At 68.7% G+C, this 25,131-nt stretch carries 20 protein-coding genes; 6 read left to right on the forward strand and 14 right to left on the reverse strand.

Translation table 11 applies throughout. The features are described 5' to 3' along the window. Window positions 1–58 precede the first annotated feature (58 nt). The 3 genes from AruCF_RS22130 to AruCF_RS22140 are packed head-to-tail and all read left to right on the forward strand — an operon-like array spanning window position 59 to window position 2,883. Window positions 59–1,036 (forward strand): TRAP transporter substrate-binding protein, encoded by a 978-nt coding sequence (locus AruCF_RS22130; RefSeq protein ID WP_049076185.1) that lies wholly within the window; start codon window positions 59–61, stop codon window positions 1,034–1,036. Between the two features lie 9 nt (window positions 1,037–1,045). After that, window positions 1,046–1,609, forward strand: coding sequence for a TRAP transporter small permease (locus tag AruCF_RS22135; protein ID WP_080977491.1), 564 nt, complete (start codon window positions 1,046–1,048; stop codon window positions 1,607–1,609). After that, on the forward strand, window positions 1,600–2,883 hold the full coding sequence (locus tag AruCF_RS22140) for a TRAP transporter large permease (RefSeq protein WP_049076186.1): 1,284 nt from the start codon (window positions 1,600–1,602) through the stop codon (window positions 2,881–2,883). Before AruCF_RS22135 ends, AruCF_RS22140 begins: the two co-directional genes overlap by 10 nt. Here the strand turns inward: AruCF_RS22140 and AruCF_RS22145 are convergent. From AruCF_RS22145 to AruCF_RS22165, 5 genes are all read right to left on the reverse strand, one after another. Then, window positions 2,835–3,629, reverse strand: coding sequence for a phosphatase PAP2 family protein (locus tag AruCF_RS22145; RefSeq protein ID WP_049076188.1), 795 nt, complete (start codon window positions 3,627–3,629; stop codon window positions 2,835–2,837). The genes AruCF_RS22140 and AruCF_RS22145 overlap by 49 nt on opposite strands. 170 nt (window positions 3,630–3,799) lie before the next feature. After that, window positions 3,800–5,128 carry a sensor histidine kinase gene (locus tag AruCF_RS22150; protein ID WP_083036878.1) on the reverse strand — a complete coding sequence of 443 codons (1,329 nt, stop codon included), beginning with the start codon at window positions 5,126–5,128 and terminating at the stop codon, window positions 3,800–3,802. Continuing rightward, a complete protein-coding gene (locus AruCF_RS22155; RefSeq protein ID WP_049076193.1) occupies window positions 5,125–5,838 on the reverse strand; it encodes a response regulator transcription factor in 714 nt (237 codons plus the stop codon). The genes AruCF_RS22150 and AruCF_RS22155 overlap by 4 nt, the downstream gene beginning before the upstream one ends. Window positions 5,839–5,880: 42 nt before the next feature. Further along, window positions 5,881–7,296, reverse strand: a complete 1,416-nt coding sequence (locus AruCF_RS22160) for an FAD-binding oxidoreductase (RefSeq protein ID WP_049076194.1) — start codon at window positions 7,294–7,296, stop codon at window positions 5,881–5,883. Window positions 7,297–7,382: 86 nt separating this feature from the next. After that, complete coding sequence (locus tag AruCF_RS22165; RefSeq protein ID WP_049076195.1) at window positions 7,383–8,012, reverse strand: BPTD_3102 family carboxylase-like protein; 630 nt, start codon at window positions 8,010–8,012, stop codon at window positions 7,383–7,385. Between the two features lie 310 nt (window positions 8,013–8,322). Between AruCF_RS22165 and AruCF_RS22170 the strand changes: the two genes are divergently transcribed. The 3 genes from AruCF_RS22170 to AruCF_RS22180 all read left to right on the forward strand — a co-directional run bounded on the left by AruCF_RS22170 (window position 8,323) and on the right by AruCF_RS22180 (window position 13,036). Further along, window positions 8,323–9,714, forward strand: coding sequence for a phosphomannomutase/phosphoglucomutase (locus AruCF_RS22170; RefSeq protein WP_049076196.1), 1,392 nt, complete (start codon window positions 8,323–8,325; stop codon window positions 9,712–9,714). Between the two features lie 7 nt (window positions 9,715–9,721). Then, window positions 9,722–11,281, forward strand: a complete 1,560-nt coding sequence (gene pgi, locus AruCF_RS22175; protein WP_049076197.1) for a glucose-6-phosphate isomerase — start codon at window positions 9,722–9,724, stop codon at window positions 11,279–11,281. A gap of 75 nt (window positions 11,282–11,356) precedes the next feature. After that, window positions 11,357–13,036, forward strand: a complete 1,680-nt coding sequence (locus AruCF_RS22180; protein WP_235432703.1) for a gamma-glutamyltransferase family protein — start codon at window positions 11,357–11,359, stop codon at window positions 13,034–13,036. A 4-nt stretch (window positions 13,037–13,040) separates the two neighbouring features. Here AruCF_RS22180 and AruCF_RS22185 read toward each other — a convergent pair whose 3' ends face one another. The 9 genes from AruCF_RS22185 to AruCF_RS22225 all read right to left on the reverse strand — a co-directional run bounded on the left by AruCF_RS22185 (window position 13,041) and on the right by AruCF_RS22225 (window position 24,440). After that, window positions 13,041–14,174, reverse strand: coding sequence for a glycosyltransferase family 4 protein (locus AruCF_RS22185; protein WP_049076199.1), 1,134 nt, complete (start codon window positions 14,172–14,174; stop codon window positions 13,041–13,043). Then, window positions 14,171–15,328: a glycosyltransferase family 4 protein gene (locus AruCF_RS22190; protein WP_049076201.1), complete on the reverse strand. Its 1,158-nt coding sequence runs from the start codon at window positions 15,326–15,328 to the stop codon at window positions 14,171–14,173. The genes AruCF_RS22185 and AruCF_RS22190 overlap by 4 nt, the downstream gene beginning before the upstream one ends. After that, window positions 15,325–16,440, reverse strand: a complete 1,116-nt coding sequence (locus tag AruCF_RS22195; RefSeq protein WP_049076202.1) for a glycosyltransferase family 4 protein — start codon at window positions 16,438–16,440, stop codon at window positions 15,325–15,327. Before AruCF_RS22195 ends, AruCF_RS22190 begins: the two co-directional genes overlap by 4 nt. Window positions 16,441–16,443: 3 nt before the next feature. Continuing rightward, on the reverse strand, window positions 16,444–18,375 hold the full coding sequence (gene asnB / locus AruCF_RS22200) for an asparagine synthase (glutamine-hydrolyzing) (RefSeq protein WP_049076203.1): 1,932 nt from the start codon (window positions 18,373–18,375) through the stop codon (window positions 16,444–16,446). 47 nt (window positions 18,376–18,422) lie between these two features. Continuing rightward, complete coding sequence (locus AruCF_RS22205; RefSeq protein WP_049076204.1) at window positions 18,423–19,568, reverse strand: glycosyltransferase family 4 protein; 1,146 nt, start codon at window positions 19,566–19,568, stop codon at window positions 18,423–18,425. Then, the gene (gene murJ / locus AruCF_RS22210) at window positions 19,569–20,918 is read right to left on the reverse strand and encodes a murein biosynthesis integral membrane protein MurJ (protein ID WP_049076205.1); all 1,350 of its coding nucleotides are present in this window, start codon (window positions 20,916–20,918) and stop codon (window positions 19,569–19,571) included. A gap of 1 nt (window position 20,919) precedes the next feature. Next, a complete protein-coding gene (locus AruCF_RS22215) occupies window positions 20,920–21,945 on the reverse strand; it encodes an SDR family oxidoreductase (protein WP_049076206.1) in 1,026 nt (341 codons plus the stop codon). Between the two features lie 12 nt (window positions 21,946–21,957). Next, a complete protein-coding gene (gene tviB / locus AruCF_RS22220) occupies window positions 21,958–23,235 on the reverse strand; it encodes a Vi polysaccharide biosynthesis UDP-N-acetylglucosamine C-6 dehydrogenase TviB (protein ID WP_049076207.1) in 1,278 nt (425 codons plus the stop codon). 101 nt (window positions 23,236–23,336) lie between these two features. After that, the gene (locus tag AruCF_RS22225; protein WP_049076208.1) at window positions 23,337–24,440 is read right to left on the reverse strand and encodes an MraY family glycosyltransferase; all 1,104 of its coding nucleotides are present in this window, start codon (window positions 24,438–24,440) and stop codon (window positions 23,337–23,339) included. Between the last annotated feature and the right edge of the window lie 691 nt (window positions 24,441–25,131).

The following is a 25,131-nucleotide window of genomic DNA, read 5'->3' on the forward strand; positions in this document are numbered from 1 at the left end:
GAGCTTCGGGGCCGCAATGGCCCTCAACGAAACGCCGTACTCCCAACCGGAGGTAGACATGTTGCGCCCGACCCTGACCCGCGCCATCCTGGCCGCGGCCGCTTTGCTGACGCTGGTTCCCGCCACCCATGCCGCCGAGCTGCGCTCCGCGGACATCCATCCCGACGATTACCCCACCGTGCAGGCCGTGCGCCAGTTCGGCGAACTGGTCAAGCAGCGCACCAACGGCCGCATCACCGTCAAGGTGTACGCCGGCGGCGCGCTCGGCAATGAAGACGACTCGATCGAGCAGGTGAAGATGGGCGCGCTGGCCATGGCGCGCGTGTCCAGCGCGGCCATGCACAACATCTGCCAGACCACGCGCGTGCCGTCGCTGCCGTTCCTGTTCCGTTCCAAGGAGCATCTGCACAAGGTGCTCGACAGCGAGATCGGCGAACAGATCCTGAAGTCCTGCGAAGCGGCGGGCTTTGTCGGCCTGGCCTGGTACGACAGCGGCTCGCGCTCGATGTACACGCGCAACAAGCCGATCAAGACGCTGGCCGACGCCAAGGGCCTGAAGATCCGCGTGCAGCAGTCGGATCTGTCGGTGGCGATGGTGGAAGCCATGGGCGGCAACGCCACGCCGATGCCGATGGGCGAGGTCTATACCTCGCTCAAGACCGGGCTGGTGGACGCAGCCGAGAACAACTACCCAAGCTACGAAAGCGCGCACCACTACGAGGTCGCCAAATACTACGCGCTGACCGAGCACACCATGACGCCGGAAATGCTGATCTTCTCCAAGCGCCAATGGGACAAGCTGTCGGCCGACGACCAGAAGATCCTGCGCGAAGCCGCGCGCGAGTCGGTGCCCTACATGCGCAAGCTGTGGGACGAGCGCGAGCAGAAGTCGCGCGCGGTGGTCGAGAAGGCCGGTTCGCAGATCGTCGAGGTCGACAAGGCCTCGTTCCAGGCGGCGATGAAGCCGGTCTACGACCGCTTCGTCACCACGCCCGACATGAAAGACCTGGTCGCCAAGATCCAGGCCGTCCAGTAAGGAATCCGCATGTTGGCTACCTCTACCCATGACCCGGATGTCGCGGCGGGGGGCCGGGCGCATGCCCCGGCCGCCCCGCTGGACGCCTTTTCCCGCGGCTGCGCCCGGCTGGCGCGCCTGTGCATGTGGACCAGCGTGTTCGGGCTGGTCTGCCTGATCGTCGCGGTCACCCTGCAGATCGTCGGCCGCCACGTGCTGAACAGCACCCCCACCTGGGCCGAAAGCCTGGCGCTGCTGCTGGTGCTGTACGTCACCATGCTGGGCGCGGCCGTCGGCGTGCGCGACGCCGGCCACATCGGCTTCGAGTCGCTGGTCGACGCATTGCCGCCGGCCGGCCAGCGGCGCCTGAAGGTCTTCATTCACCTGCTGGTGCTGCTGTTCGGCGCGCTGATGGCGTGGAACTGCGCCCTGCTGGCCGAATCCGTGTGGGCCTACAAGATTCCCAACCTGGGCATCTCCAATGGCTGGAAGTACGTGCCCGCGGCCCTGTCCGGCGTCCTGATCGCGCTGTTCTCGGTCGAGCATGTCATCGCCCTGATGCGCAACCAAAAGGTGGTACCGGCATGGCGCTGACCCTACTCTCCTTCACCTTCATGGGCTTCCTGGTGATCGGCGTGCCGGTGGCGTTCGCCATCGGGCTGTCGTCCATCACCGCGATCATGTACGAGGACCTGCCGCTGGCGGTGGCCTTCCAGCAGATGACCTCGGGCATGAATGCGTTTTCGTTCCTGGCCATCCCGTTCTTCATCTTCACCGGAGAGCTGATGCTGTACGGCGGCATCGCCGACCGCATCGTGGCCTTCGCCAAGTCGCTGGTGGGCCACGTGCGCGGCGGCCTGGGCATGTCCAACGTGGTGGCCTGCACGCTGTTCGGCGGCGTGTCGGGTTCGCCGGTGGCGGACGTGTCGGCGATGGGCTCGGTGATGATCCCGATGATGAAGCGCGAGGGCTATCACGCCGATTACGCGGTCAACGTCACCACCCACGCGGCGCTGGTGGGCGCGCTGATGCCGACCAGCCACAACATCATCATCTACACGCTGGCGGCGGGCGGCAAGGTGTCGATCGCGGCGCTGATCGCGGCCGGGGTGGTGCCGGCGCTGATCCTGACGCTGTGCAACCTGGCGGCGGCCTACTTCGTGGCGCGCAGCCGCGGCTATCCCGCCGGCACCTTCCCCGGCTGGCGCATCGTGGCCCGCTCGCTGGTGGCCGCGACGCCGGGGCTGTTCGTGGTGGTGCTGATCATCGTGGGCATCCTGAGCGGGGTCTTTACCGCCACGGAATCGGCCGCGGTGGCCGTGCTGTACGCGCTGGCGCTGACGATCTTCGTGTATCGCTCGCTGACCTGGGACCAGTTCGTGCGCGCCGCCAGCAAGGCGGTCAAGACGACCGGCGTGGTGCTGCTGCTGATCGGCATCTCGGCCACCTTCGGCTACCTGATCAGCTTCTACGGCGTGGCGGAGAAGACCGGCGAGCTGATGGCGTCGGTGTCCACCAGTCCGTGGGCGATCTTCCTGATGGTCAACGTGATCCTGTTCGTGCTGGGCACGTTCCTGGACATGGCCGCGACCATCCTGATCTGCACCCCGATCTTCCTGCCGATCTGCATGCAGTACGGCATGGGGCCGGTGCAGTTCGGCATGGTGATGCTGCTGAATTGCGCGCTGGGGCTGAACACGCCGCCGGTGGGCACCACGCAGTTCGTGGGCTGCGCCATCGGCGGGGTGTCGGTCGGCACGGTGATGCGGACCATCTGGCCGTTCTACGGCGCGCTGCTGGCGGCGCTGGCCCTGGTCACCTATGTGCCGGCGTTCTCGCTGTGGCTGCCGGGGGTGCTGCTGAATTGAAAGGACGCGGCGGGCGAGGCGCTCGGTCGTTGCGTCCGCCCCCGCGCCAACACCGGCCAGAAGAACAGCGCGGCCAGCAGCCACATGAGCGCGGCGGACCACAGCGTCTGGCTCAGGAAGTGCGCGCCCTGCAGGATGCGCACCACGGAAAACCCGACGCCCGCGGCGATGCCGAGCGCCAATCCCGGCCAACGCCAGTCGGCTCGCCCGGCCGCCCAGCCGGCGAAATACAGGGTCAACATCGAATAGCCGGCGCCGGCATGGCCGCTGGGCAGCGCGCCACCCGCCTTGCCGCGGTCCCAGGTCCACCAGCTCAGCGGATACGGGGTATATCCGCCCAGCGTGTCCAGGTCGTAGGGCCGCGGCAGCGTGGTGTGATGCTTGAGCTGGGTGATGGCCAGTTGTCCCACGATACAGGTCAGCGCCACCGCCAGCGCCGCCGCGCGCAAGGGGCGCCAGGCGGGGATGCGGTAGCTGGCGGCCGCCACGGCGACGGCGCCCAGGCCGATGCCGATGGGCAGCGCCAGCACCATGCGATGGCCGACCAGCTCCAGCCAGCGGTTGGTGTGCAGCGGGAAATCGTCCAGCGCCGGGTTGAACAGGGCCCGCGCGATGGCGAGGTCCAGCCCGGACGCATTGGCCCACCAGGCCAGGCAGGCCAGGATCAGGGTCACCCCCAGCACATGGGTACACAGGTACGAGACGGGCGTCGGGCGCGCGAGCGCGGACGGTAGGGGCGACGACATGGGGGGAGCGGAAGGGACGATGGCGACCGGCCGAAGCGGAAAGCTTAGGTGGCCGATAGTCGAAAATTCGTCAAATCCGGCGGCCGGGGCGGTTACCCCCAGGATGGCCGGCAGGCTGGCGTGGCGGCCAGCCCACACGCGGCGCGGTGTGCCGCCCCGGCGCCCTGCCATCAGGCCGTCGTTGCGCTGGACTCCAGGCGCAGGGTGAAGCGGGTGCCGCGCCGCGGCCCCTCGCGGGAAGAATCGACCGTCAGCGTCCAGCCCTGCATGTCGCAGACCAGCTTGGCGATGGCCAGTCCCAGGCCACGGGCGGTCTCGTCGCGGCCCGCCGTCCCCGCGTCCCGCAGGCGGCCGCTGTAATAGCGGCGGAACAGGAATGGCAGGTCGTCGGCCGCGATTCCCTTGCCGTCGTCACTCAACTGCAGCGCGCCATCCGTCCCCAGCGAAGCCGTGAGGGTGGCCGGCGCGGCATGCTCGACGGCGTTGCGCACCAGGTTGCGCAGTACGGTCAGCAAGGCGTAGCGATCCAGAACGCGGATGTGATCGGGCGGGATGTGGTTGTCGAAACGCAGTTCGGCCAGGCCGGCCTGCGTCTCGTAGCCGCGCCAGGCATCCAGCATGCACTCGGCCAGGTCGACCGGCTCGGGCGGACGCATCTGGTCGCGGGCCATGGCGCGGGCGCTTTCGAGGCAGACGATGACGTCGTCGACGTTATCCATCACCCGCGTCAGCCGTTGGCGCTGGTCGGCCGTAAGGTCTTGCGTCAGCAGCATCAATTCGCTGTCGGAGCGGATCGCGGCCAGCGGCGTGCGCACCTCGTGGCTGAGGTTGCCGGCGAATTCGCGTTCGCGCGCAATGGAGCGATCGACCTGGTTCTGTACCCGGTTGAAGGCTTCGATCAGGCGGCCGGCCTCGTCGTCCCGGGTCACCGCCAGGTCGGGCGCCCCCGGCGCCCAGGTCGACAGGCGGTCGGTCAGTTCCAGCAGCGGCCCCACCGCCACCGCCGCCACCCGCCGCGACAGGGCGTACGCGCCCACCACGCAGATTGCGCCCACGCCCAGCACGATCAGGCCGAAGTCATGTACCCGCTCTTCGTTGTCGGTGGCGTCGTAGAGCAGATAGACCTTGCCGTTGCCGGTGTCGGCCACCATCACGTGCCAGGTATAGGCGCCCGGCTCGACCAGGTGCAGGCCGTTGTCCAACCCGCGGATCTCTTCCGGCATGCCGATCGGCGCCTGGCCGTCGACGCTGAGCCAGGCGCGCATGGAGCCGCCCAGTTCGCGCGCGCCGCGGCGCGGCAGGAACTGGTCGCTGGTGCGCGCGTGCTGCACCAGGCGATCCATTTCGGTATTGAGGATGTCGTTGACCAGATCGTCTTCCATCTGGTCGAACGTCAGGTAGGCAAGCAGCGCCAGCGCCGTCACGAACAGCGCCACGGTGCCGGTCAGCGCCCACACCACTCGCTGGGTCAGGGTGCCGGCTCCGGCGATGCGGCTCATGCGGCGCCTCCGGTCTGCACCAGGCGCCAGCCCGTTCCGTGCATGGTCTCGATTCCGTCAAAGCCAGCGTCCGCCAGGGCGCGGCGCAGCAGGTGGACCTGGCTGCGCAAGGCGTCGGACGACGGCGGTTCACTCCCCCACAGCAGCGCTTCCAGTTCCTCGCGCGATACCACCCGCCCCGGATCGCGCAGCAGCGCTTCCAGGATGAGCGTGGCCTTGCGCGTCAAGTGCACCGGCTTGCCGCCGATCGAGACGCCGCGGCTGCGGGTGTCGTAGCTCAGGTCGCCGAAGACCCGCACGGTGTCCACGATCGCTCCCTTGGCGCGCTGGATCAGCGCCAGCAGGCGGGCCTCGACCTCGAGCAGGGCGAACGGCTTGGTCAGGTAGTCGTCGGCGCCGTGCGAGAAGCCGGCCAGCTTGTCGTCCAGGCTGTCACGGGCGGTCAGGACCAGCACCGGCAGCGGCAGGCGCCGCTCGTTGCGCAGCGCGTGCAGCACGGCGTTGCCATCCATGCCGGGCAGGCCGATATCCAGGATCATGGCATCGAAACGCTGTTCCCCGAGCCGCTGGAGCGCCGCGGGACCGCTGTACGCCACGTCCGGCAGGAAGCCCCGCGTTTCCAGGAAGGTATACAGGTTGCCGGCAATGATGTGATCGTCCTCGACGATCAGGATCCGGTGATTCGCACCCGCCGCGGGACTGGCCGCCATTGCATCGTTCCTCATGGAAAGAAAGGTTTCGGGGGACCCCGCTCAGGCCTGCAGCACCTTGCCCGGGTTCATCAGGCCTTGCGGGTCGAGTGCGCGCTTGATGCGCCGCATCAGGGCCAGCTCGACCGGACTCTTGTAGCGCGGCAGCTCGTCACGCTTGAGCTGGCCGACGCCGTGCTCGGCGCTGATGGAACCGGCATGCGCGTGCACGCTGTCATGGACCACGCCGTAGATATCGCTTTGCAGGGCCAGCAGTTCGGCTTCGCTCTGGCCAGGCGCATTGGCCACGTTGTAGTGCAGGTTGCCGTCGCCCAGGTGGCCGAAGATCACATGGCGCACGCCGGGAAAGCGCGCCTGCAGCAACGCGTTGGTCTGGTGGACGAAACCGGCGATGGCGGAGATCGGGATCGAGACGTCGTGCTTGACCGACTTGCCCAGCTCGGCCTCGGCCAGCGGAATGCTCTCGCGCAGATGCCACAGCGCCTTGCTCTGCGCCACGCTGGCCGCGATGGCCGCATCGTTCACCAGGCCCGCCTCGATGGCCTCGCCCAGCACGGTTTCGAACCGTTCGCGCGCATGCGCCTCGCTTTCGCTGTCGGACAGCTCCAGCAGCGCGAACCACGGCGACGCCGCCGAGGCCCCCTCGAACGGCAGGCGTTGCTGCGGGAACAACCGCACCACCGCCTGCAGGCAATCGCCGCTCATCAGTTCGAAGCCGGTCAGCGCGGCGCCGAAACCGGCGCGGGCGCGCGACAGCAGCTCGACCGCGTTGTCGATGCTGTCCAGCGTCAACAGCGCCGTGCAGGAGGCCACCGGCCGCGGAAACAGCTTGAGCGTGGCGGCGGTGATGATGCCCAGCGTGCCTTCGCTGCCGATGTAGAGATCGCGCAGGTCATAGCCGGTGTTGTCCTTGCGCAGGCCGCGCAGGCCGTTCCAGATCTCGCCCTCGGCGGTGACCACCTCCAACCCAAGGGCCAGGTCGCGCGTGTTGCCGTAGCGCAGCACCTGGGTACCGCCGGCGTTGGTGGCGAGGTTGCCGCCGATGGTGCAACTGCCCTCGGCCGCCAGGCTCAGCGGAAACAGCCGGCCGGCATCGGCGGCGGCCTGTTGCACCGCCTGCAGGATGCAGCCGGCCTCGACCGTGATGGTGTCGTTGTCGGTGTCCAGCGCCCGCACGCGGTTCAGGCGCGCGGTCGACAACACCACGGCGCTGCCCGAACTGTCGGGCGTGGCGCCGCCGCACAAGCCGGTATTGCCGCCCTGCGGCACCACCGGCACGCCATGGCGCACGCACAGTTTGATGGCGTCGGCCACTTCCTGCGTCGAGCCGGGCCGGATCACCGCCAGCGCCACGCCGCGATAACGGCGCCGCCAATCCAGCGCGAAAGGCTCGGCGTCGGCGCCGGCCAGCACATGGGACTCGCCCAGGAGGGACTGCAATTCGCTCAGCAAAGTCATAGACGCCGCACGGAGAGGATCGCGCCGGGCCGCGCCCGGACGCTGTTCAGGGATGGTGCGGACTATTGTAGAGGCAGGACGGGCGCTCAGCCGACGGCCTGGTCCAGACGGGTGCCGGTCAAGCCCGTGCAATAGGCGCGCGAGGCGATGCGGTTCATCAGGAACGCCCGGTCGACGCCCGCGGGGCCCGGCATTTCGGACAGGGCGCGATAGGCGCGCCGCAGCGCTTCGCCACGGGTGGCGCCGCACACCAGCAGGTGCGTGCACGGCATGTGGCGGTCGGCGCAACCGTCGATGCGCACTTCCAGCGCATGCGCCGCGACCGGCTCGAAATCGGCCACCGCGGCGCCCGAGCGGGGCTGCGAGTCGGCTCGGATCACGCGGAACACGCCGCTGCGGTCATCGAGCGAAAAGGCGACCGTGCCCATGCCCTGCCAGGCGCGATCCCGCGCCACGCTGGCGGCGATGGCGCGCAGGGCGCTTTCGACCGAGGCGGGCAGGTGCGGCGCCGGGCACTCGGCGATCAGCACGCGGGCGTCGCGCCAGACGCAGCGCTCCCAGGCGCGGCCCGTCGCCAACTCGCCCTGGGGCGAGGTGAAAACATGGATGTCGAGCCGGCGTTCCCGCCCGGCCGCCGGCCCGGCGAAGTCCGTGGGCGGCCCGCGCCTGCGCCGGGCGCCGCCTGATGACGTGACTGTGGATACTTTGGCTCCCATTGGGCCCCTCCGGTCTTTCTGCTTGCATGACAAGCGTATCACCTTCGGATGACGAGCAAGTTCCATGCCATTGGTCGCCGTCCCCGGACAGGCCGGCAGGCAGACCCGCCGGCGCACCGGAACGAGGCATTCCCGCCCGGCGCCAGGCACCAGGCCGGGGCGGCCAATCCAGCCTGGGAGGACGCTCTGCCGTGGAAGGGGCAGTATGGCGCCTCGCAATGGGGGATAATTCGTGTTTTACCCCCTGTTTGCGGCCTGAGTCGAACTAGGGGTTTACCAGAACAGCACTCATAGAAAACAAGGAACCGCCGTGGCCGACAACGCGCAATTTCCCGCCTCCGTCTTCAAGGCCTATGACATCCGCGGCACCGTCCCGGACCTGATCGACGCGCGCTTTGCCCGCTCGCTGGGCGGGGCGCTGGCGGCGGTCGCGCGCGAGCAGGGCGTGCAGACGCTGGTGGTGGGCCGCGACGGGCGGCTGAGCAGCGAAATGCTGTCCCAGGCGCTGCAGGAAGGCATGCTGGAGGGCGGCGTCGACACCCTGGATATCGGCCAGGTGCCCACGCCGCTGGTGTATTTCGCCGCCCACACCATGCAGACCGGCTCCGGCGTTGCCATCACCGGCAGCCACAATCCGCCCAAGTACAACGGCTTCAAGATGATGATGGGCGGCCGCGCGCTCTATGGCGACGACGTGCAGGCGCTGGCCCGGCGCATGAACGGCCCCACTGATGCGGCCGCCGCCCGCACCGGCGTGCGCCGCGAGCTGGACCTGGTGGCGGCCTACATCGCCCGTGTCGCCTCGGGCGTCAAACTGGCCCGCCCCATGAAGATCGCGATCGATTGCGGCAACGGCGTGGCCGGCGCCATCGCGCCGCGGCTGTTCCGCGCCCTGGGTTGCGAGGTCACCGAGCTGTTCTGCGAGGTCGACGGCACCTTCCCCAATCACCATCCCGATCCGGCCGAACCCAAGAACCTGCAGGACCTGATCCATTGCCTGGCCACCACCGACTGCGAGCTTGGCCTGGCCTTCGACGGCGACGGCGATCGCCTCGGCGTGGTGACCAAGTCCGGCCAGATCATCTGGCCCGACCGCCAGCTGGTGCTGTTCGCCCGCGACGTGCTCGAGCGCAATCCTGGCGCCACCATCATCTATGACGTCAAGTGCAGCCGGCACGTGGGCCTGTCGGTCGAGGCCGCGGGCGGCGAAGCGCTGATGTGGAAGACCGGGCATTCGCTGGTCAAGGCCAAGCTGGCCGAAACCGGCGCGCCGCTGGCCGGCGAAATGAGCGGCCACATCTTCTTCAAGGAGCGCTGGTACGGCTTTGACGACGGGCTCTATACCGGCGCCCGCCTGCTGGAGATCGTGTCGCGCTACAGCGACGCCGGGGCGCCCCTGGAGGCCCTGCCGCAAGACGTCTCCACGCCCGAGCTGAAGCTGGAAATGGAAGAAGGCCAGCCGTTCTCGCTGGTCCAGGCGCTGCAGGAACAGGGCCAGTTCCCGGGCGCCACTCGGGTCATCACCATCGACGGCGTGCGCGCCGAATACCCGGACGGCTTCGGCCTGGCCCGCCCGTCGAACACCACCCCGGTGGTGGTCCTGCGCTTCGAAGCGCAGACACCGGAGGCCCTGAGCCGCATCCAGGCCGACTTCCGAAGGGAATTCGCTAAACTCGCCCCCCAAGTCACCCTGCCTTTCTAGATCGTCTATGTCACTGTCCAACAGCCCCGCCTGGCGTCGCTTTGCCACGGCGGCAAAAGCCGCCAGTCTTGACGGCGAACAATTGCGCCTGATCAACGCCCCCGGCTTGCGCCTGGACCTGAGCGCGCAGGCGCATTCGCCGGCGCTGCAGGAAGCTGCCGTCGATCTGCTGGAGCAGCAGGGCTTCGAGGCTGCGCGGGCCCGCTTGTTCGACGGCGGCGACGCCAACTGGACGGAACACCGCCCCGCCTGGCACACGGCCCTGCGCGCCACGCAGCCTCCCGCCATGGTCGCGACCAGCGTGAACACCGAGCGGGAACGCGTGCGTCAATTTGTGCGGGACGCCGATCTAGCCAACCGCTACAGCTGTGTCTTGCATCTGGGCATTGGCGGCAGCGATTGGGGGCCGCGCCTGGTCACGCGCGCCCTGCGCTACGGCCTCGCCAAGCGCGAAGTGCGTTTTGCCTCGAACGTCGACTCGCACTCCATTGCCGACGCCATGAGCCGGCTGGATCCGCACAACACCCTGGTCATCGTCGCCTCCAAGTCCTTCACCACCACCGAGCCGCTGGCGAACGCCGAAGTCGCCATGAACTGGCTGCGCGAAGCCGGCGTGGCCGACCCGATCAAGCAGGTGGTGGCGATCACCGCCAATGTCGAAGCCGCGCTCAACCTGGGCATTTCGCCCGATCACATCTTCCAGATCTGGGACTGGGTCGGCGGCCGCTATTCGCTCTGGTCGGCCATCGGCCTGCCGGTCGCGCTGGCGCTGGGCAATGACACCTTCGACCAGCTGCTGGCCGGCGCCGCCGCCATGGACGAACATTTCCGCCAGGCGCCGCTGGCCGAGAACGCGCCGCTGCAGCTGGCGCTGGCCGGCGTCGTCAACCGCAGCGTGCTGGGCTTCGACTCGCTGGTCATCTCGCCCTACGATTCGCGCCTCTATCACGTGGTGCCGTGGGCCCAGCAGCTCGAAATGGAATCGCTGGGCAAGGTGGCCACCGCCGACGGCAGCCCGACGGGCGTGCCGACCGGGCCGGCCGTGTGGGGCATGTCGGGCACCGACTGCCAGCACACCTTCTTCCAGTGGCTGCACCAGGACGCCGCGGGCGCGCCCGTCGACTTCATCCTGTGCGAACAGCCCGACCATGCCTATGCGCGCCACCATGAACTGCTGATCGCCAATTGCCTGGCCCAGCGCGCCGCGCTGCTGCGCGGCAAGTCGTTCGACGAGGCGCTGGCCGAGACGTCACAGGTCGAATCCGATCCGGCGCGCGCGCGCCTGCTGGCGCAGCACAAGGTCCACCCGGGGGGGCGGCCGTCTTCGCTGATCGTGCTGCCGCGCCTGGAGGCCTACACACTCGGCGCGCTGCTGGCGCTCTACGAGCACAAGGTGTTCACGCAGGGCGTGATCTGGGGCATCAATCCGTTCGACCAATGGGGCGTGGAGTTCGGCAAGGCGCTGGCCAAGAACATCATCCGCGAGCTGGACGCGCCCGCCCAGCAGGCGGCGCCGCAGGATCCCTCCACGCGCTTCTGGATCGACGCCATCGCGCGACGCGACTGAGCGCCCCACGGGCTGCTATGGACAGGACGCCATGACGGGCGAATAATGGCCCGTCGTCCTTTCCCGGAGCGCCCCATGCCTACGCCAGTTCGCAGCACCGCACGGATCCTGGCCGCCTTGGCGCTATGCGCGGCAACCGTCGCGCAGGCGCAGTCCTCCCCCTCCCCCGGCATGGTCGCCGCGGCCAATCCGTTGGCCGCGGCCGCGGGGCTCGACGCGCTCAAGCGCGGCGGCAGCGTGGTCGACGCCGCCATCGCCGTGCAGATGGTGCTGACCGTGGTCGAGCCGCAATCGTCCGGGTTGGGCGGCGGCACGCTGATGCTGGTGTGGGACCAGGCCAGCGGCACCCTGTCCGCGCTGGACGGCCTGGCGGCGGCGCCCGCGCGCACCACCGCCAGCCTGCGCACCGACATCGACGGCGCCACCCTGCCGCTCAAGGATGTGGCCCGGCTGGGCCGCCCGGTCGGCGTGCCCGGCACCGTGCGCGTGATGGCGCTGGCGCACCAGCGCCAGGGCAAGCTGCCGTGGGCCAGCCTGTTCAAGGCCGGCATCCGCAGCGCCGAAGAAGGCTTCCCGATGTCGCCCTACCTGCACGACAGCCTGCAACGGCTGCCGCAGCTGGCCGAGAATCCCGCGATCCGCCAGGTGTTCTACGACGCGCAGGGCCAGTTGCTGCCGGTGGGCGCCACGGTGCGCAACCCGTTGCTGGCCGACGCCTTGCGCAAGGTCGCGGCCGATCCCGACGCCATCAACCACGGCGCGCTCAGTGCCGACATCCTCGCCGTGATCGGCGCCGGCAAGCATCCCAGCCTGATCCAGGCACAGGACCTGGCCGCCTACCGCCCGGTCGAGCGCACGCCGATCTGCGGCCCGTTCCTGTCCTGGAAGGTCTGCACCTTCCCGCCCCCCAGTTTCGGCGGCGTCTCGGTGCTGCAGCAGTTGGGCATGCTGGCCGCGCGCCGCATTGACACGCTGGCGCCGGGCTCCGCCCAGGCCGATCACCTGTTGATCGACAGCGCCCGCATCGCCCGCGCCGACCGCCTGGCCTATATCGGCGATCCCGACCAGGTCAAGGCGCCGGTCCGGCAACTCATCGCGCCCGACTACGTGCGCCAGCGCGCCACCCTGCTGTCCGGCAAGGCGGTGACGCAGCCGCGTCCCGGCGTGTTCGCGGGCGTGGCGGCGCCCGGCGGCGCCGAGGCCCCGGGCACCACCGAAACCAGCCAGGTCGCCATCGTCGATGCGCACGGCAACGCCCTGTCCATGACCACCACCATCAACCTGAACTTCGGTTCGTGGCTGATGCCGCACGGCTTCTTCCTGAACAACGCCCTGACCAACTTCTCATCGGCGCACGGCAAGGGTGCGCCCAACGCCATGGCGCCCAACAAGCGGCCGGTCACCTCGATGGCGCCGACCATGGTGTTCGATGGCGATGGCAAGCTGGCGCTGGTCACCGGCTCGGCCGGCGGCGGCTATATCGTCGACTACATCGCCCAGGCCGTGGTGGGCACGCTGGCCTGGGGGCTGCGCCCGGCCGATGCGCTGGCGCTGCCGCACGTCGCCGGCAATACCGGCCGCAGCCAGGTCGAAAAGGGCCGGGTGCCGCCGCAGGCGGCGGCGCAACTGGCCGCGCAGGGCCACAAGGTCGAGCAGGTCGAAATGAAAAGCGGCGCCGCCGCGATCCGCGTGACGCCGCAAGGACTGGACGGCGCCGCCGATCCGCGCCGCGATGGCGCCGCGCTGGGCGGCTGAGGCCTCAGGCGCTGAGCGTGTCGTACAGCTCGACGTGGATGCTGGCGACGCGCTCGATGTTGAATTCGCGTTCGGCCAGGGCGCGGCCGGCCGCGCCCATGGCCTGGCGCAAGGCGCTGTCGCCGGCCAGCCGGGCGATGGCGTCCGCCAGCGCCTGCGGGTCGCGCACCGGCACCAGCAGTCCGGTCTTGTCCGGATCGATCGCATCGCGGCATCCCGGCACGTCGGTGGTGACCACGGCGCGCGCGCAGGCGGCGGCCTCGATCAAGGACTTGGGCAGCCCTTCGCGATAGGACGGCAGCACGGCGATGTGCGAAGCGGCGTACAGCCGCGGCACATCGTTGCGCTCGCCCAATGCCTCGACGCAGCCCTCCGCCTGCCAGGCCTGGACCTCGGCCGGCGTGGCCGAGGCCGGATTGCCGGCATCCACGCCGCCCACCAGCCGCATCGTCACCGGCACGCCGCGTTCGCGCAGCAAGCGCGCGGCCTGCACGAATTCCTGCACCCCCTTGTCGCGCAGCAGGCGCGCCACCATGGTCACCACCACCGGCGGCGCCGGCGGCTCGGGCTGTGCGCGGTATTGGTCCAGATCGACCCCGGCGCCGCGGATCAGCACCACCTGTTCGTCGCGCACCGCGCCAAGCGACTGCAGCAGGTCGCGGTCGCTGCGGTTCTGGAAAATGACGCGGCTGTTCCGATGACCCAATGCGAGCCGGTACAGCCGCGCCACCACCGCGCGCACCAACCGCATCTTCAGCGAATTGGACAGGAACACGAAGCCCAGCCCGGATATCGCCGCCACCATGCCCGGCACCCGCGCCAGCCGCGCGGCAATGCCGCCGTACAGGACCGGCTTGATGGTCACCAGGTGCACCACCTGTGGCCGCAGGCGCCGGAACAGCCGCCACAGCGCCACCAGTGTGCCCAGCTCCTGCAACGGGTGCTTGCCGCTGCGCGTCATCGGAATGACGTGGTGGGTCATGCCCAGCGCCTGGATCTCGGCCACAGCGGGGCCGTCCATCGTCGCCACGTGCACGTCATAGCCGGCGCGCTGCGCGGCCAGCGCCACCGGCACCCGGTGCGACATGAAGAAGGCCGGGTTGTTGACCACGAACAGCAGACGACGGGCGGCGCTCATGCCGATGCTCCGGAAAGGCGGCGCCACACCGCGATGTAGTCCCGCACCATGCGGGCCAGGTCGAAATTGGCCAGCACCCGGGCGCGGCCGGCCTCGCCCGCACGCCCCTGCCCGCGCGAGGCCACATCGCGCAGCGCGGTCTCGATACCGCGCGCCAGCGCCTCGGGCTGCTCTGGCGGCACCACCACGCCGGTATCGCCGACGATATAGGCGGCGTCGCCCACATCCGTCACCACGCAATAGACGCCGCAGGCCATGGCCTCCGCCACCACATTGGGAAAGCCTTCCGCGCAGCTGGACAGCACATGCAGGTCCAGGCCGTTCATCACGGCCGGCACGTCGTCGCTGGGCCCGGCCAGCACCAGGCGTTCGCGCAGGCCGAGCTTGTCGACCAGCGCCATCAGTTCGGGGTTGTCGATCGTCATGCCGCGCCCCACCAGCACGCAGCGCAAGCCGGCGTCGCGTCCGTCGCGCACCAGCGCCGCGACCGCGCGCAGCAGATTGGCGTGGTCTTTCAAGGGATCCCAACGCGCCACGCAGCCGATCACCGGCACATCGCCGTCCAGGCCCCACTGGGCGCGCACCCGCGCGCGGGCGGCCGCATCCGGCGCGTAGCGCGACAGGTCATAGCCATTGGAGATCACCACCATGCGATCGCGGCGATAGCCCTTGGCGGCGTGGCGCTCGGCCGCGTCCTGTGCGGCGCACACGATCGCGCCCGGCAGCACGCCCGACAGCAGCGCGCAGGCGCGCAGCACCATGCGGGCCGAGCGGCTGCTGCGCTCCAGGTGGGCGCCGGAATTGCGGATGCCCCAGGCCACGGCGCGCACACCCGCCAGGCGGGCCGCCAGGCCCCCGATCAGGTCGGCGTGATACATCCAGGTCTGCACGGCATCGGGCCGGGCGCCGGCGATCAGGCGGCGCAGCGCCATGAAACCGCCCAGCGTGATCCGGCCCCGCGGCATGCCCAGCGCGTGCACCGTGACGCCGGCGGCGCGCAGCCGTTCGCCATAGATGCCGTCGTCGGTCAGCGACACGACGATGTGCTCGACCTCCTGCCCGGGGAACGTGGCCAGCCGCCACAGCACCGATTCCGCGCCGCCCTGGCCCAGGCCGGTGATCACGTGCACGACGCGCAATGCGGCGGCGCTCATTGCCCTTCCCTCACGGCCTCGAACAACTCGTCCCATTCGGTCAGCACGCTGGCCAGCGCATAGCGCTGGCGCACCGCGTCGGCGCCGCGCTCTCCCAGTTGCCGGCGCAATCCCACATCGCCCAGCAGCCGGCGCAGGGCATCGCGCAGGGCATCGCGGTTGCCAGCGGGCACCAGCAGGGCATCCTGGCCGTCGCGCGTCATTTCGCGCGGACCGCTGGGGCAGTCGAAGGCGGCGCAGGGCAGGCCCAGCGCCATCGCTTCCAACAGCACATTGGGAAAACCTTCCACCAGCGAGCTGAGCACGAAGGCCTGGCCCCGCGCCAGTTCGTCCCAGGGCGTCTCGGTGCGGCCCGGCAGGCTGACGCGCCCGTCCAGGCCGAGGTTCGCGACCTGGCGCTCCAGCGCGCCGCGCTCGGGGCCCTCGCCCCAGATGCGCAGGTTCCAATCGGGGAATTCAGGCGCCAGCTGCGCGAATACGTCGATCAGCAGGTCGAACTGCTTGTCGGTCACCAGCCGCCCCATCGCCAGCAGCGTGCGGGGCGCGTCATCCTCGCGCTGGACGACTCGCGGCGCGTCCAGCAAGGGCGCCGGCAGCGGGTTGGGAATCACGGCCAGGCGCTTGATGCCCGGCACCTGGCGCGAGAACGGGCCGGCCGTGTCGGCCGCCTGCACCGTCACCATGTCGGCGCGCGGATACAGCAGGCGGCGCAGCCGGCGCCAGACCGTGCCGGTGGTGGTTTCGGCGACCGGATTGGTGCGCTCGCAGACGATCAGCGGCACGCGCAGGCCGCGGGTGGCCAGGATGGCGGCCACGTTGACGTTGGTCAGGAACGACACCACCACGTCCGGCGCCGTGTCGCGGATGTGGCGGCGCAGCGCCAGCAGGCGCCTGAACGCGGCCATCGGGCCGGAGACGCGCGTGCCGGCCAGATCCGCCAGCCAGGCCAGCCTGACCTTGTCCGACAGCGGGTAGAAGCAGGTGCCCTTGGACGAATAGGTCGGCGTCAGGGTGACGTCGTCGCCGCGTTCGGCCCACGCGTTGACCAGCGTGGCGGCCACGCGCTCGGCGCCCCCGGCATGCATGGAACTGACCAGCATCAGTATCTTCATTCGTCAGCGACTCCCAACCGATCCTCCCTGTTCGTCACCGGCGCGGTAGCGGTCCAGCCAGGCCTGCATCATCAGCACGCCCCACAGATGGCTATCCCAATTGCGATGTCCGGACACGTGTTCGCGCCACTTGCGCAGGATGGGTTCGGGCTCGAACCAGCCTTCCTGGCGCAGGCGCGCCGGATCCAGCAGCGCCTCGGCCCAGTCGCGCAGGGGGCCGCGCAGCCAGGCCGCCAGCGGCACGGCAAAGCCGCGCTTGGGCCGATCCACCAGCGCCTGCGGCACGTGGCGGTACAGCACCTGGCGCAACAGCCACTTGCCGGTGGCGCCGCGCACCTTGTACTGGTGCGGCAGGCTCCAGGCGAACTCGTAGACGCGGTGATCGATCAGCGGCACACGGGTCTCCAGGCTCACCGCCATGGCGGCGCGGTCCACCTTCACCAGGATGTCGTCCGGCAGATAGGTCACAGTATCGAGCTTCATCATGGATTCGAAGGTCGAGCCGCGCATCGCCTGCGCGAATTCGGACACCGGCTCCACGCCGCCCTTGACCACGCGCGCCGGGTCTGACCAGTACGACACGAACAGGCGGTAGAAATCGCCGCGCGAATCGGCGCGCAGCAATTCGCCCAGCTTGCCGACCTTGCCGCGCCAGGCGCCGCGCCCCGGCAGGTGGGTCGAGGCGCTGAGCAGCGCGCCGGCCGGCGTGCGCAGCAGCGACGGAATGCGCTCGCACTTCTGCCACCAGTTGTTGACGCGGAAATAGCGTGAGTACCCGCCGAACAGTTCGTCGCCGCCGTCGCCGGACAGCGCCACCGTGACGTGCTGGCGCGCCATGCGCGTCACCAGCGAGGTCGGGATCTGCGACGAATCGGCGAACGGTTCGTCGTACATGTCGGCCAGGCCCGGCACCACCGCCAGCGCATCGTCGGCGGTGACGTACAGCTCGGTGTGGTCGGTGCCCAGGTGCATGGCCACCGCCTTGGCGTGCTGCGCCTCGTCGTAGCCCTTCTCATGGAAGCCGATGGCGAAGGTGCGCACCGGCTGCGAGCTCTGCGCCTGCATCAGCGAGACGATCGTGGACGAGTCGATGCCGCCCGACAGGAACGCGCCCAGGCTGACGTCGGACAGCATCTGGCCGCCCACCGCCTTGGACAGCACGCCTTCGAGCGCGTCGGTGGCCTGCGCGTCGGACTCGAACGACAGCAGCGATTGCGCCGCGGTGTCGGCGGCCTCGCGCGCCGACCAGTACACGCGCGGCTCGGGCATGCGGCGGCTGCGGGTATCGTCGGCGGTGAATTCGATCCAGGTGCCCGGGGGCAGCTTGGCGATGCCTTCGTAGATGGACTGCGGCGCCGGAATGTAGTTGTGCCGCATGAACGACGCCAACGCATTGCGGTTCAGGTTGCGGCCGAAACCGGGGATCGGCATCAGGCCCTTGAGTTCGGACGCGAACACCAGTTCGGCGCCGGAATAGCCGTAGTACAGCGGCTTTTCGCCCATGCGGTCGCGCGCCAGCACCAGCTTGCGCGAGGCGCGGTCCCACAGCGCGATGGCGAACATGCCGACCGAGGCCTGCAGCGTCGCCTCGATGCCCAGCGCGGTAAATCCGGCCAGCAGCGTTTCGGTATCGGAATGGCCGCGCCAGGACGGCGCCAGGCCCGAAGCCTCGAGCTGCTGGCGCATGTCCATGTGGTTGTAGATCTCGCCGTTGAACACCATCACGTAGCGGCCGCAGGCGGACACCATCGGCTGATGGCCGGCTTCGGTCAGGTCCTGAATCGCCAGGCGCACGTGCGCCAGCGCCAGCTCGGCGCCGGTGTCTTCCCAGAAGCCGTTGCTGTCCGGCCCGCGGTGGCGGATGCGGCGGCAGCTTTCCGCCAGCACTTGCGCCTTGTCACCCAGGGGGCCCCAAATTCCGACAATTCCACACATGATTTTCAGGTTCTCGTGGTCACCGCAGCAACGGCATGGCGCGCGGCCTAGCGGCCCGATCCGCGCACACCGTCAAAAAGTTCTTCCCATAGGCCCAGCACCCGCTCGGCGGAAAAGCGCTCGCGCACCGCCGTGGCCGCTTGCGCCATGCGCCGGCGAGCCGCCTCATCGCCCATCACCGCATCCAGCTCGCGGCACAGCGCATCGACGTCGCCATTGGGCCGCACCAGCACGCCATCAACGCCTTCTCGCACGATTTCGCGCGGTCCGGTATCGCAGTCAAACGCCACCGCGGCCAAGCCACTGGCCATCGATTCCAGCAAGGTATTGGACAGTCCCTCGAAGCGCGACGTCAGCACGTACAGGTCGGCGCTTTGGTACCAATCGCCCACGTTGCCCGCGCGTCCCGGCAGGCTGACCCGCTCCTGCAAACCGGCCTCGCGCACCTGCGTTTCCAGGGCGCAGCGCTCTTCGCCCTCGCCCAGGATAACCAGATCCCAGTCCGGATGCGACGGGGCCAGCCGGGCATAGGCGCGCAGCAGCAGGTCAAAGCCCTTGTCGGCGTGCAGCCGCCCCACCGCCAGCAGGCGCTTGCGGCCGTCGCCCGAAGGCGGCGCCAGCGCCGGCTCGCCCTTGGGCAATGGCCAATGCACCGGATTGGGGATCACCGCCAGGCGCGAGCCCGGCACATGCTGTTCGAGCCATTGGGCGGTGCCGCGGGTCAGGGCCACCACTCGCGCGGCGCGCGGATAGGTCAGGCGCCGCAGGCGCTGCCAGAAACCCGACAGGGTCTGCGACGGCGGATGGGTGTGTTCGGTGGCGATGACGCGGCACGACAGCCCGGCGCAGGCCAACACCGACAACACCGATGCCGTGGTCATCATGCCCAGCACGATGTCGGGCCGGAACGCCTTGATCACGCGCCGCAGCGCCCGCACGCGCTGCACGTTGCTCCAGATGCCGCGCAGGCCCCCGCCCTCGCCCGCCGTATGCAGCACCTCGCGCCGCACCTTCGGGTGCAGGGTGTAGACGTCGCCCTCGGCGCCAGCCTGGGTCACCACCATGACCTCGCGGCCCATGCCGGCCCAATGCGCGCTCAGGTCGGCGGCGACCCGTTCGGCGCCGCCGCCGTGCAGCGAATGGATGAACAGCAGCACGCGTTGCGGGCGGCCGGAAGCGGAAGCGACGGGCATTCAGTCGGCCTCTTTGGGTTCGGCGCGGCGCAGGGCCACTACCAGGTAGCAGGCATAGGACAGCACATACATCAGGCTGGTCGCCAGCATGATGCCCGCGGCCCCCATCTTCGGCGCCAGCACGGTGTTGAGCGCCGCTTTCAACGCGAAATTGCCGACCGCGATGGCGGCCATGATGCGATAACGGTTCTGGCTGGCCAACAGCTGCACCAGGATCAGCACGCCGAAATAGAACGGCAGTTGCAGCAGGCCCCAACGCAATACATGCGCCACAGCCTCGGTATTCTCGGCGGTGAAGGCGCCGCGCTGGAACAGCACCGCCACGCCCCAGGGCGCAAGCACCCAGCCGATCGCCACGGCGACGCCGCCGGCCGCCACCATCAGCACCGACCATTTCAGCGCCATGCCGCGCGCGCGCGCCGTGTCGCCACGCGCCTGCACGTCGGCCAACACCGGCAGCGCCGCGCGCCCGACCGACACCGCGCCGATGCCCAGCAGCAGCGACAGCAGCCGGCTGGCGTAGCCCAGCGTGGCGTTGGCGTTGGCGCCCAGGTTGGCGGCGGCGTACTGGTCCAGCGGGCCGACGAAACTCATTGCCACCTGGCCGATCAGCATCACGCCGGCCGCGCCCATCAGTTCGGGCCAGTGCGGCGAACGCAGGGTCAACATCGGCGCGCCCCAGAAGCCGCCGTCGGCGCGCGCGGCCAGCCACGCCAGCCAGGCGGTCTGGATCGCGTAGCCCACCAGCGTGCCCCACAGCAGCGGGCCGACGCTGTCGGCGCTGGCCGCCAGCATCACCCACGCCAACGTCGCCACCGCCGGCACGCTGTCCAGCAGGGTGTTGACGTGGCGTTCGTGCGCGCGCAGGCGCGCCGCGCTGATGCCCGCGACCAGCAGCAGCGCCGCGACCGGCGCGAAGCCCAGCAGCAGTTCGCCCGTCATGTCGCGCACCCGGGCCGACAGGCCCTGGCCCAGCATGCCAACCACTTGCGGCCAGGCAAACCAGGTCAGCGCGGCCAGCGCGATCCCGGCCGCGGCCACCCAGCCCTGTAGTTCACGGATGAATTGTTCGCGTTCGGCGGCCTCGGCGCGGCGCAGCCGCACCAGCACCGGGATCAGCACCACCGACAGCACGCCCACGATGGTGACCGGCAGCCAGGTGGCCATGGTCATCGTGAACTGGTAGGCGTCGACGGCGTCGCTGACGCCGTAGCGGTACGCCACCGCCATCTCCTTGACGGCGCCGGCGGCCTTGCCCAGCAGCAGGAACACCGCCACCCGGAACGCGCCTTTGAAGATGCGCTGGTGGTCCGGGTGGATGTTGCCGAGTTTGCGGATGAGTGCTTTCAAATCAACGCAGGAATTGCGTGTACCAGGGCATCGCCACTTCCAGGCCCTGCAGCACCGTGTGCGTGGGTTGGTAGCCCAGCAGGCGGCCAGCCTTGCTGACGTCGGCCTGCGAATGGCGCACATCGCCCGCGCGGAAATCGCCGTAGACCGGCTGTTTGCCGTAGGCCACGTTCTGGTTGCCCAGCGCCCGCACCAGGAAACCGAACAGGTCGTTCAGGGTGCTGCGGCCGCTGACGGCCACGTTGTAGACCTGGTTGCGGGCTTCGGGCGGCGCCATCGCGGCCAGGATGTTCGCCTGGACCGCGTTCTCGACGAAGCAGAAATCGCGGCTGGTCTCGCCATCGCCGTTGATGGTGACGTCTTCGCCCTTGATCATCGCGGCGGTCCACTTCGGGATCACCGCCGCATAGGCGCCGTCCGGATCCTGGCGCTTGCCGAACACGTTGAAATAGCGCAGGCCGACGGTCTCGAAACCGTAGGAACGCGCGAAGACGCTCGCATACAGCTCGTTGACGTACTTGGTGACGGCATACGGCGACAGCGGATTGCCGATGTTCTCCTCGACCTTGGGCAAGGCCGGGTGATCGCCGTAGGTCGAGCTGGAAGCCGCATAGACGAACGACTTGACCTCGGCGTCGCGCGCGGCCACCAGCATGTTCAGGAAGCCGCCGATATTCACCTCGTTGGTGGTGATCGGGTCCTTGAGCGAACGCGGCACCGAGCCCAGCGCCGCCTGGTGCAGCACGAAGTCCACGCCCTGCGTGGCGCGGCGGCAGGCTTCCAGGTCGCGGATATCGCCTTCGATGAACGAGAAGCGGGCCCACTGCTCGGCCGTGACCGAGCCGCGCACCTCATCCAGATTGCGTTGATAGCCAGTGGCGAAGTTGTCCAGGCCGACGACGGTCTGGTCCAGCTTCAGCAGCGTTTCCAGCAGGTTGGAACCGATGAAGCCGGCGCAGCCGGTCACCAGCCACTTGCGCGGCGCGGCGGAAAGTTCCCGGGTGACAGTCTCGAAACGTGTGGTCATGCGACGTCCTCCTTACAGGCGCAGATCGGATTCGGCGGGCGACAACACGTACTTCAGGTCATAAAGGATGTGTTCCGGCTTGCCCAGCTTGCGGATGCCCTCGGCGCCCAGGTCCTTGAACTGGTGGTGCGCCACCGCCAGGATCACGGCGTCGTACTTGCCCGCTTCCGGCTTGGCCACCGGAGTGATGCCGTATTCATGCACCGCCTCTTCGGGCTCCACCCACGGGTCGTACACGTCCACGTCGACGTTGTAGTCGCCCAGTTCCTTGACGATGTCGACGATGCGGGTGTTGCGCAGATCGGGGCAGTTTTCCTTGAAGGTCAGGCCCATCACCAGCACGCGCGCGCCCTGCACGTGGATGCGGCGCTTGGTCATGGCCTTGACCAGCTGCGACACCACGTAGCTGCCCATCGAGTCGTTCAGGCGGCGGCCGGCCAGGATGATCTCGGGGTGGTAGCCGATCGACTGCGCCTTGTGCGTCAGGTAGTACGGGTCCACGCCGATGCAGTGGCCGCCCACCAGGCCCGGACGGAACGGCAGGAAGTTCCACTTGGTGCCGGCGGCCTGCAGCACGGCTTCGGTGTCGATGCCCATCTTGTTGAAGATCAGGGCCAGCTCGTTGATCAGCGCGATGTTGACGTCGCGCTGGGTGTTCTCGATCACCTTGGCGGCCTCGGCCACGCGGATGCTGGCGGCCTTGTGGGTGCCGGCGGTGATGATCTGCTTGTAGAGCTGGTCCACCAGCTCGGCCACTTCCGGCGTCGAGCCCGAGGTGACCTTCTTGATGGTGTTGACGCGGTGTTCCTTGTCGCCCGGGTTGATGCGCTCGGGGCTGTAGCCGGCGTAGAAATCGACGTTGAATTTCAGGCCCGACACGCGCTCCAGCACCGGCACGCAGTCTTCCTCGGTGGCGCCGGGGTAGACGGTGGATTCGTAGATGACGATGTCGCCGCGCTTGAGCACCGAGCCGATGGTTTCACTGGCCTTGACCAGCGGGGTCAGGTCGGGCTGCTTGTACTCGTCGATCGGCGTGGGCACGGTGACGATGAAAACGTTGGCCTGGCCCAGTTCGGCGCGGTCGGCGGTGTAGGTCAGCTGCTTGGCTTCGGCCAGTTCGGCGTCGCTGACTTCAAGCGTGTGGTCGTGACCGGCCTTCAGGGCATCGATCCGGCGCGTATTGATATCGAAGCCGATGACCGAGCGCTTCTTGCCGAATTCCACCGCCAGCGGCAGGCCGACATAGCCCAGGCCGACGACCGCGAGTTTCACATCCTGAATACGCAACATAACTCTCCCTTCACCGTAAAACGATTACGGCATTTTAAATATGGTCGGGGTGATGAATGAATGACCGGGCCCCCGGCGGATATCGCCGGGGCGCCCAACTCTTAATCGGCTCGCAAGACGGATGGCAACAGCAGCCATCCGGGACGGCGCCAGGACACCAGTCGCGCATACAGCCAGATATAGACGCCGGCGAACACCAGCAGGCTGGCGCTGAGCGCCCAGGCGTTGTCCCACCAGATGGTGGCGGGCACCAGCCCAATCAGCGCCAGCACCCACATGTAGGGTGACGCCAGGGCGTTGCACAGCGCCGGCACCGCGTGGCGGCGGCCCCGGCTGAAGGTCACGCGCACCAGGCGGCGGAAGACCAGTTGATGCAGGTGCAGCGCATCCGGCTGGTCGACCGGCACGCCGCGCTTGAAGCGCCGGCGCCAGATCGAGAAACCGGTTTCGAAGACGGGGTAGAACAGCACCGCCAGCGCATAGAACGGCGACACCGACGGATTGCGCACCACCAACAGCACGGCCAGCTCGGCCAGCATGAAACCCAGGAAGTACGCGCCGCCATCGCCCAGGAAAACCCGGCCGAACGGGAAGTTCCAGACCAGGAAGCCAAGCGTGGCGGACGCCAGCGCCGCGGCCACCAGGAAGATCGGCACGTCGCCCACCTGCAGCGCGACCAGGCTGATGGACACCGCCATCAGCGTCGCGACCATGCCGGCCAGGCCGTTCATGCCGTCGACGATGTTCAGGGCATGGGTACAGCCGCCCACCGCGAACATGGTGAAAATCAGGGAAACCGGCCAATAGGACAGGACGTAATCCACCGGCGCCATGCCGACGCGGCTGACTCCGCCCAGCAGCCACCAGGCGATCGCGGCGGATGCGAAAGCCGCCAGCAGGCGCTTGCTGGCGCCGATGTCCTTGGTGATGTCTTCGAGCAGACCCGCCACGAACACCGGCAGCGCCGAGACGAACAGCGCCGGCCAGAGCCAGGTCAGGGTCATGTTGTCGGGCCCGAGCACCAGCAGGCCCATGAGCGTGCCCGCCAGCACGGCCAGTCCGCCCACGCGGGGCGTGGCGCGCGAATGGTTCGCTTGCGGTTTGTTGAGATCGCTGTCGCCGGTGAAGGCGCCATGCCAGCGCTCCGACGCCACGATGAGTCCCCCCACCATGAACGCGACCACGCATATGTACAGCCAGGTCACAGGGTCACCTCTGGTTGGTCTATCGAGACAGGCCGGCCATTATCAATGGCAGGTGTAACGCCCATATATGGGAGGGATAAGGAAGTGCAAATCACCGGGACAGAACGTAACGCCCGCGGTCCGGATGGGCGCCTGTGCTGGCGTCCCCGGCTGGCCGGGCAGGCTGCAACGTGGACACCGACCCGCGGAAATACGAATTTCATGGATTGATTGTAGAACTTTCCGCCCCCGCGCACGTGAAATATCCAAGGGAAAACGCGAAGCCCCCGCCCGGACAGGCATGCCCTTGCGGACTCGGATCGGCGTGGATTTCTTCAGAAAAAAGGGACGGGTTGTTTTTGCTTAAAAAAAAGCCCGAGATCGTGAGATCTCGGGCTAAATCCACCAAAGGAGGAGGGTGGAGGAGACAACCGTGGCATGTTGGGAGCGGCTTTCGCTCGCTGCGCTGTCGGGGTTTGGCACCGCGCCGACTGCGTTTCAACATCCGATGAGATGCATAGTATCGGGTTTTTTTGTGCGATGCAAGATTTTTTTTGCCCCCTGCCCTTCAGCCGTTTGGGCGTTGCATTTTTGCCGCAACGGCGCGCGCCATCGCCCGGAAAGCCGCGCCCCGCAATGACCTTCGGAAACGGAGGGTTATTGCCGAACGGGTTAACCCCTTGCGGACTTACCCTAGCCTTTGCCGGGTAAT

This window comes from Achromobacter ruhlandii (assembly GCF_002082135.1).
Taxonomy (GTDB): domain Bacteria; phylum Pseudomonadota; class Gammaproteobacteria; order Burkholderiales; family Burkholderiaceae_B; genus Achromobacter; species Achromobacter ruhlandii.

Coding starts and splice junctions, on each gene's coding strand:
- AruCF_RS22195 (WP_049076202.1), bottom strand. CDS start 16,440: ATGAAGATACTGATGCTGGTCAGTTCCATGCATGCCGGGGGCGCCGAG.
- pgi (WP_049076197.1), top strand. CDS start 9,722: ATGTCACTGTCCAACAGCCCCGCCTGGCGTCGCTTTGCCACGGCGGCA.
- AruCF_RS22190 (WP_049076201.1), bottom strand. CDS start 15,328: ATGAGCGCCGCCGCATTGCGCGTCGTGCACGTGATCACCGGCCTGGGC.
- AruCF_RS22215 (WP_049076206.1), bottom strand. CDS start 21,945: ATGACCACACGTTTCGAGACTGTCACCCGGGAACTTTCCGCCGCGCCG.
- AruCF_RS22180 (WP_235432703.1), top strand. CDS start 11,357: ATGCCTACGCCAGTTCGCAGCACCGCACGGATCCTGGCCGCCTTGGCG.
- AruCF_RS22165 (WP_049076195.1), bottom strand. CDS start 8,012: ATGGGAGCCAAAGTATCCACAGTCACGTCATCAGGCGGCGCCCGGCGC.
- AruCF_RS22140 (WP_049076186.1), top strand. CDS start 1,600: ATGGCGCTGACCCTACTCTCCTTCACCTTCATGGGCTTCCTGGTGATC.
- asnB (WP_049076203.1), bottom strand. CDS start 18,375: ATGTGTGGAATTGTCGGAATTTGGGGCCCCCTGGGTGACAAGGCGCAA.
- AruCF_RS22130 (WP_049076185.1), top strand. CDS start 59: ATGTTGCGCCCGACCCTGACCCGCGCCATCCTGGCCGCGGCCGCTTTG.
- AruCF_RS22205 (WP_049076204.1), bottom strand. CDS start 19,568: ATGCCCGTCGCTTCCGCTTCCGGCCGCCCGCAACGCGTGCTGCTGTTC.
- AruCF_RS22160 (WP_049076194.1), bottom strand. CDS start 7,296: ATGACTTTGCTGAGCGAATTGCAGTCCCTCCTGGGCGAGTCCCATGTG.
- AruCF_RS22145 (WP_049076188.1), bottom strand. CDS start 3,629: ATGTCGTCGCCCCTACCGTCCGCGCTCGCGCGCCCGACGCCCGTCTCG.
- AruCF_RS22135 (WP_080977491.1), top strand. CDS start 1,046: ATGTTGGCTACCTCTACCCATGACCCGGATGTCGCGGCGGGGGGCCGG.
- AruCF_RS22155 (WP_049076193.1), bottom strand. CDS start 5,838: ATGGCGGCCAGTCCCGCGGCGGGTGCGAATCACCGGATCCTGATCGTC.
- AruCF_RS22185 (WP_049076199.1), bottom strand. CDS start 14,174: ATGAGCGCCGCCCGTCGTCTGCTGTTCGTGGTCAACAACCCGGCCTTC.
- AruCF_RS22150 (WP_083036878.1), bottom strand. CDS start 5,128: ATGAGCCGCATCGCCGGAGCCGGCACCCTGACCCAGCGAGTGGTGTGG.
- tviB (WP_049076207.1), bottom strand. CDS start 23,235: ATGTTGCGTATTCAGGATGTGAAACTCGCGGTCGTCGGCCTGGGCTAT.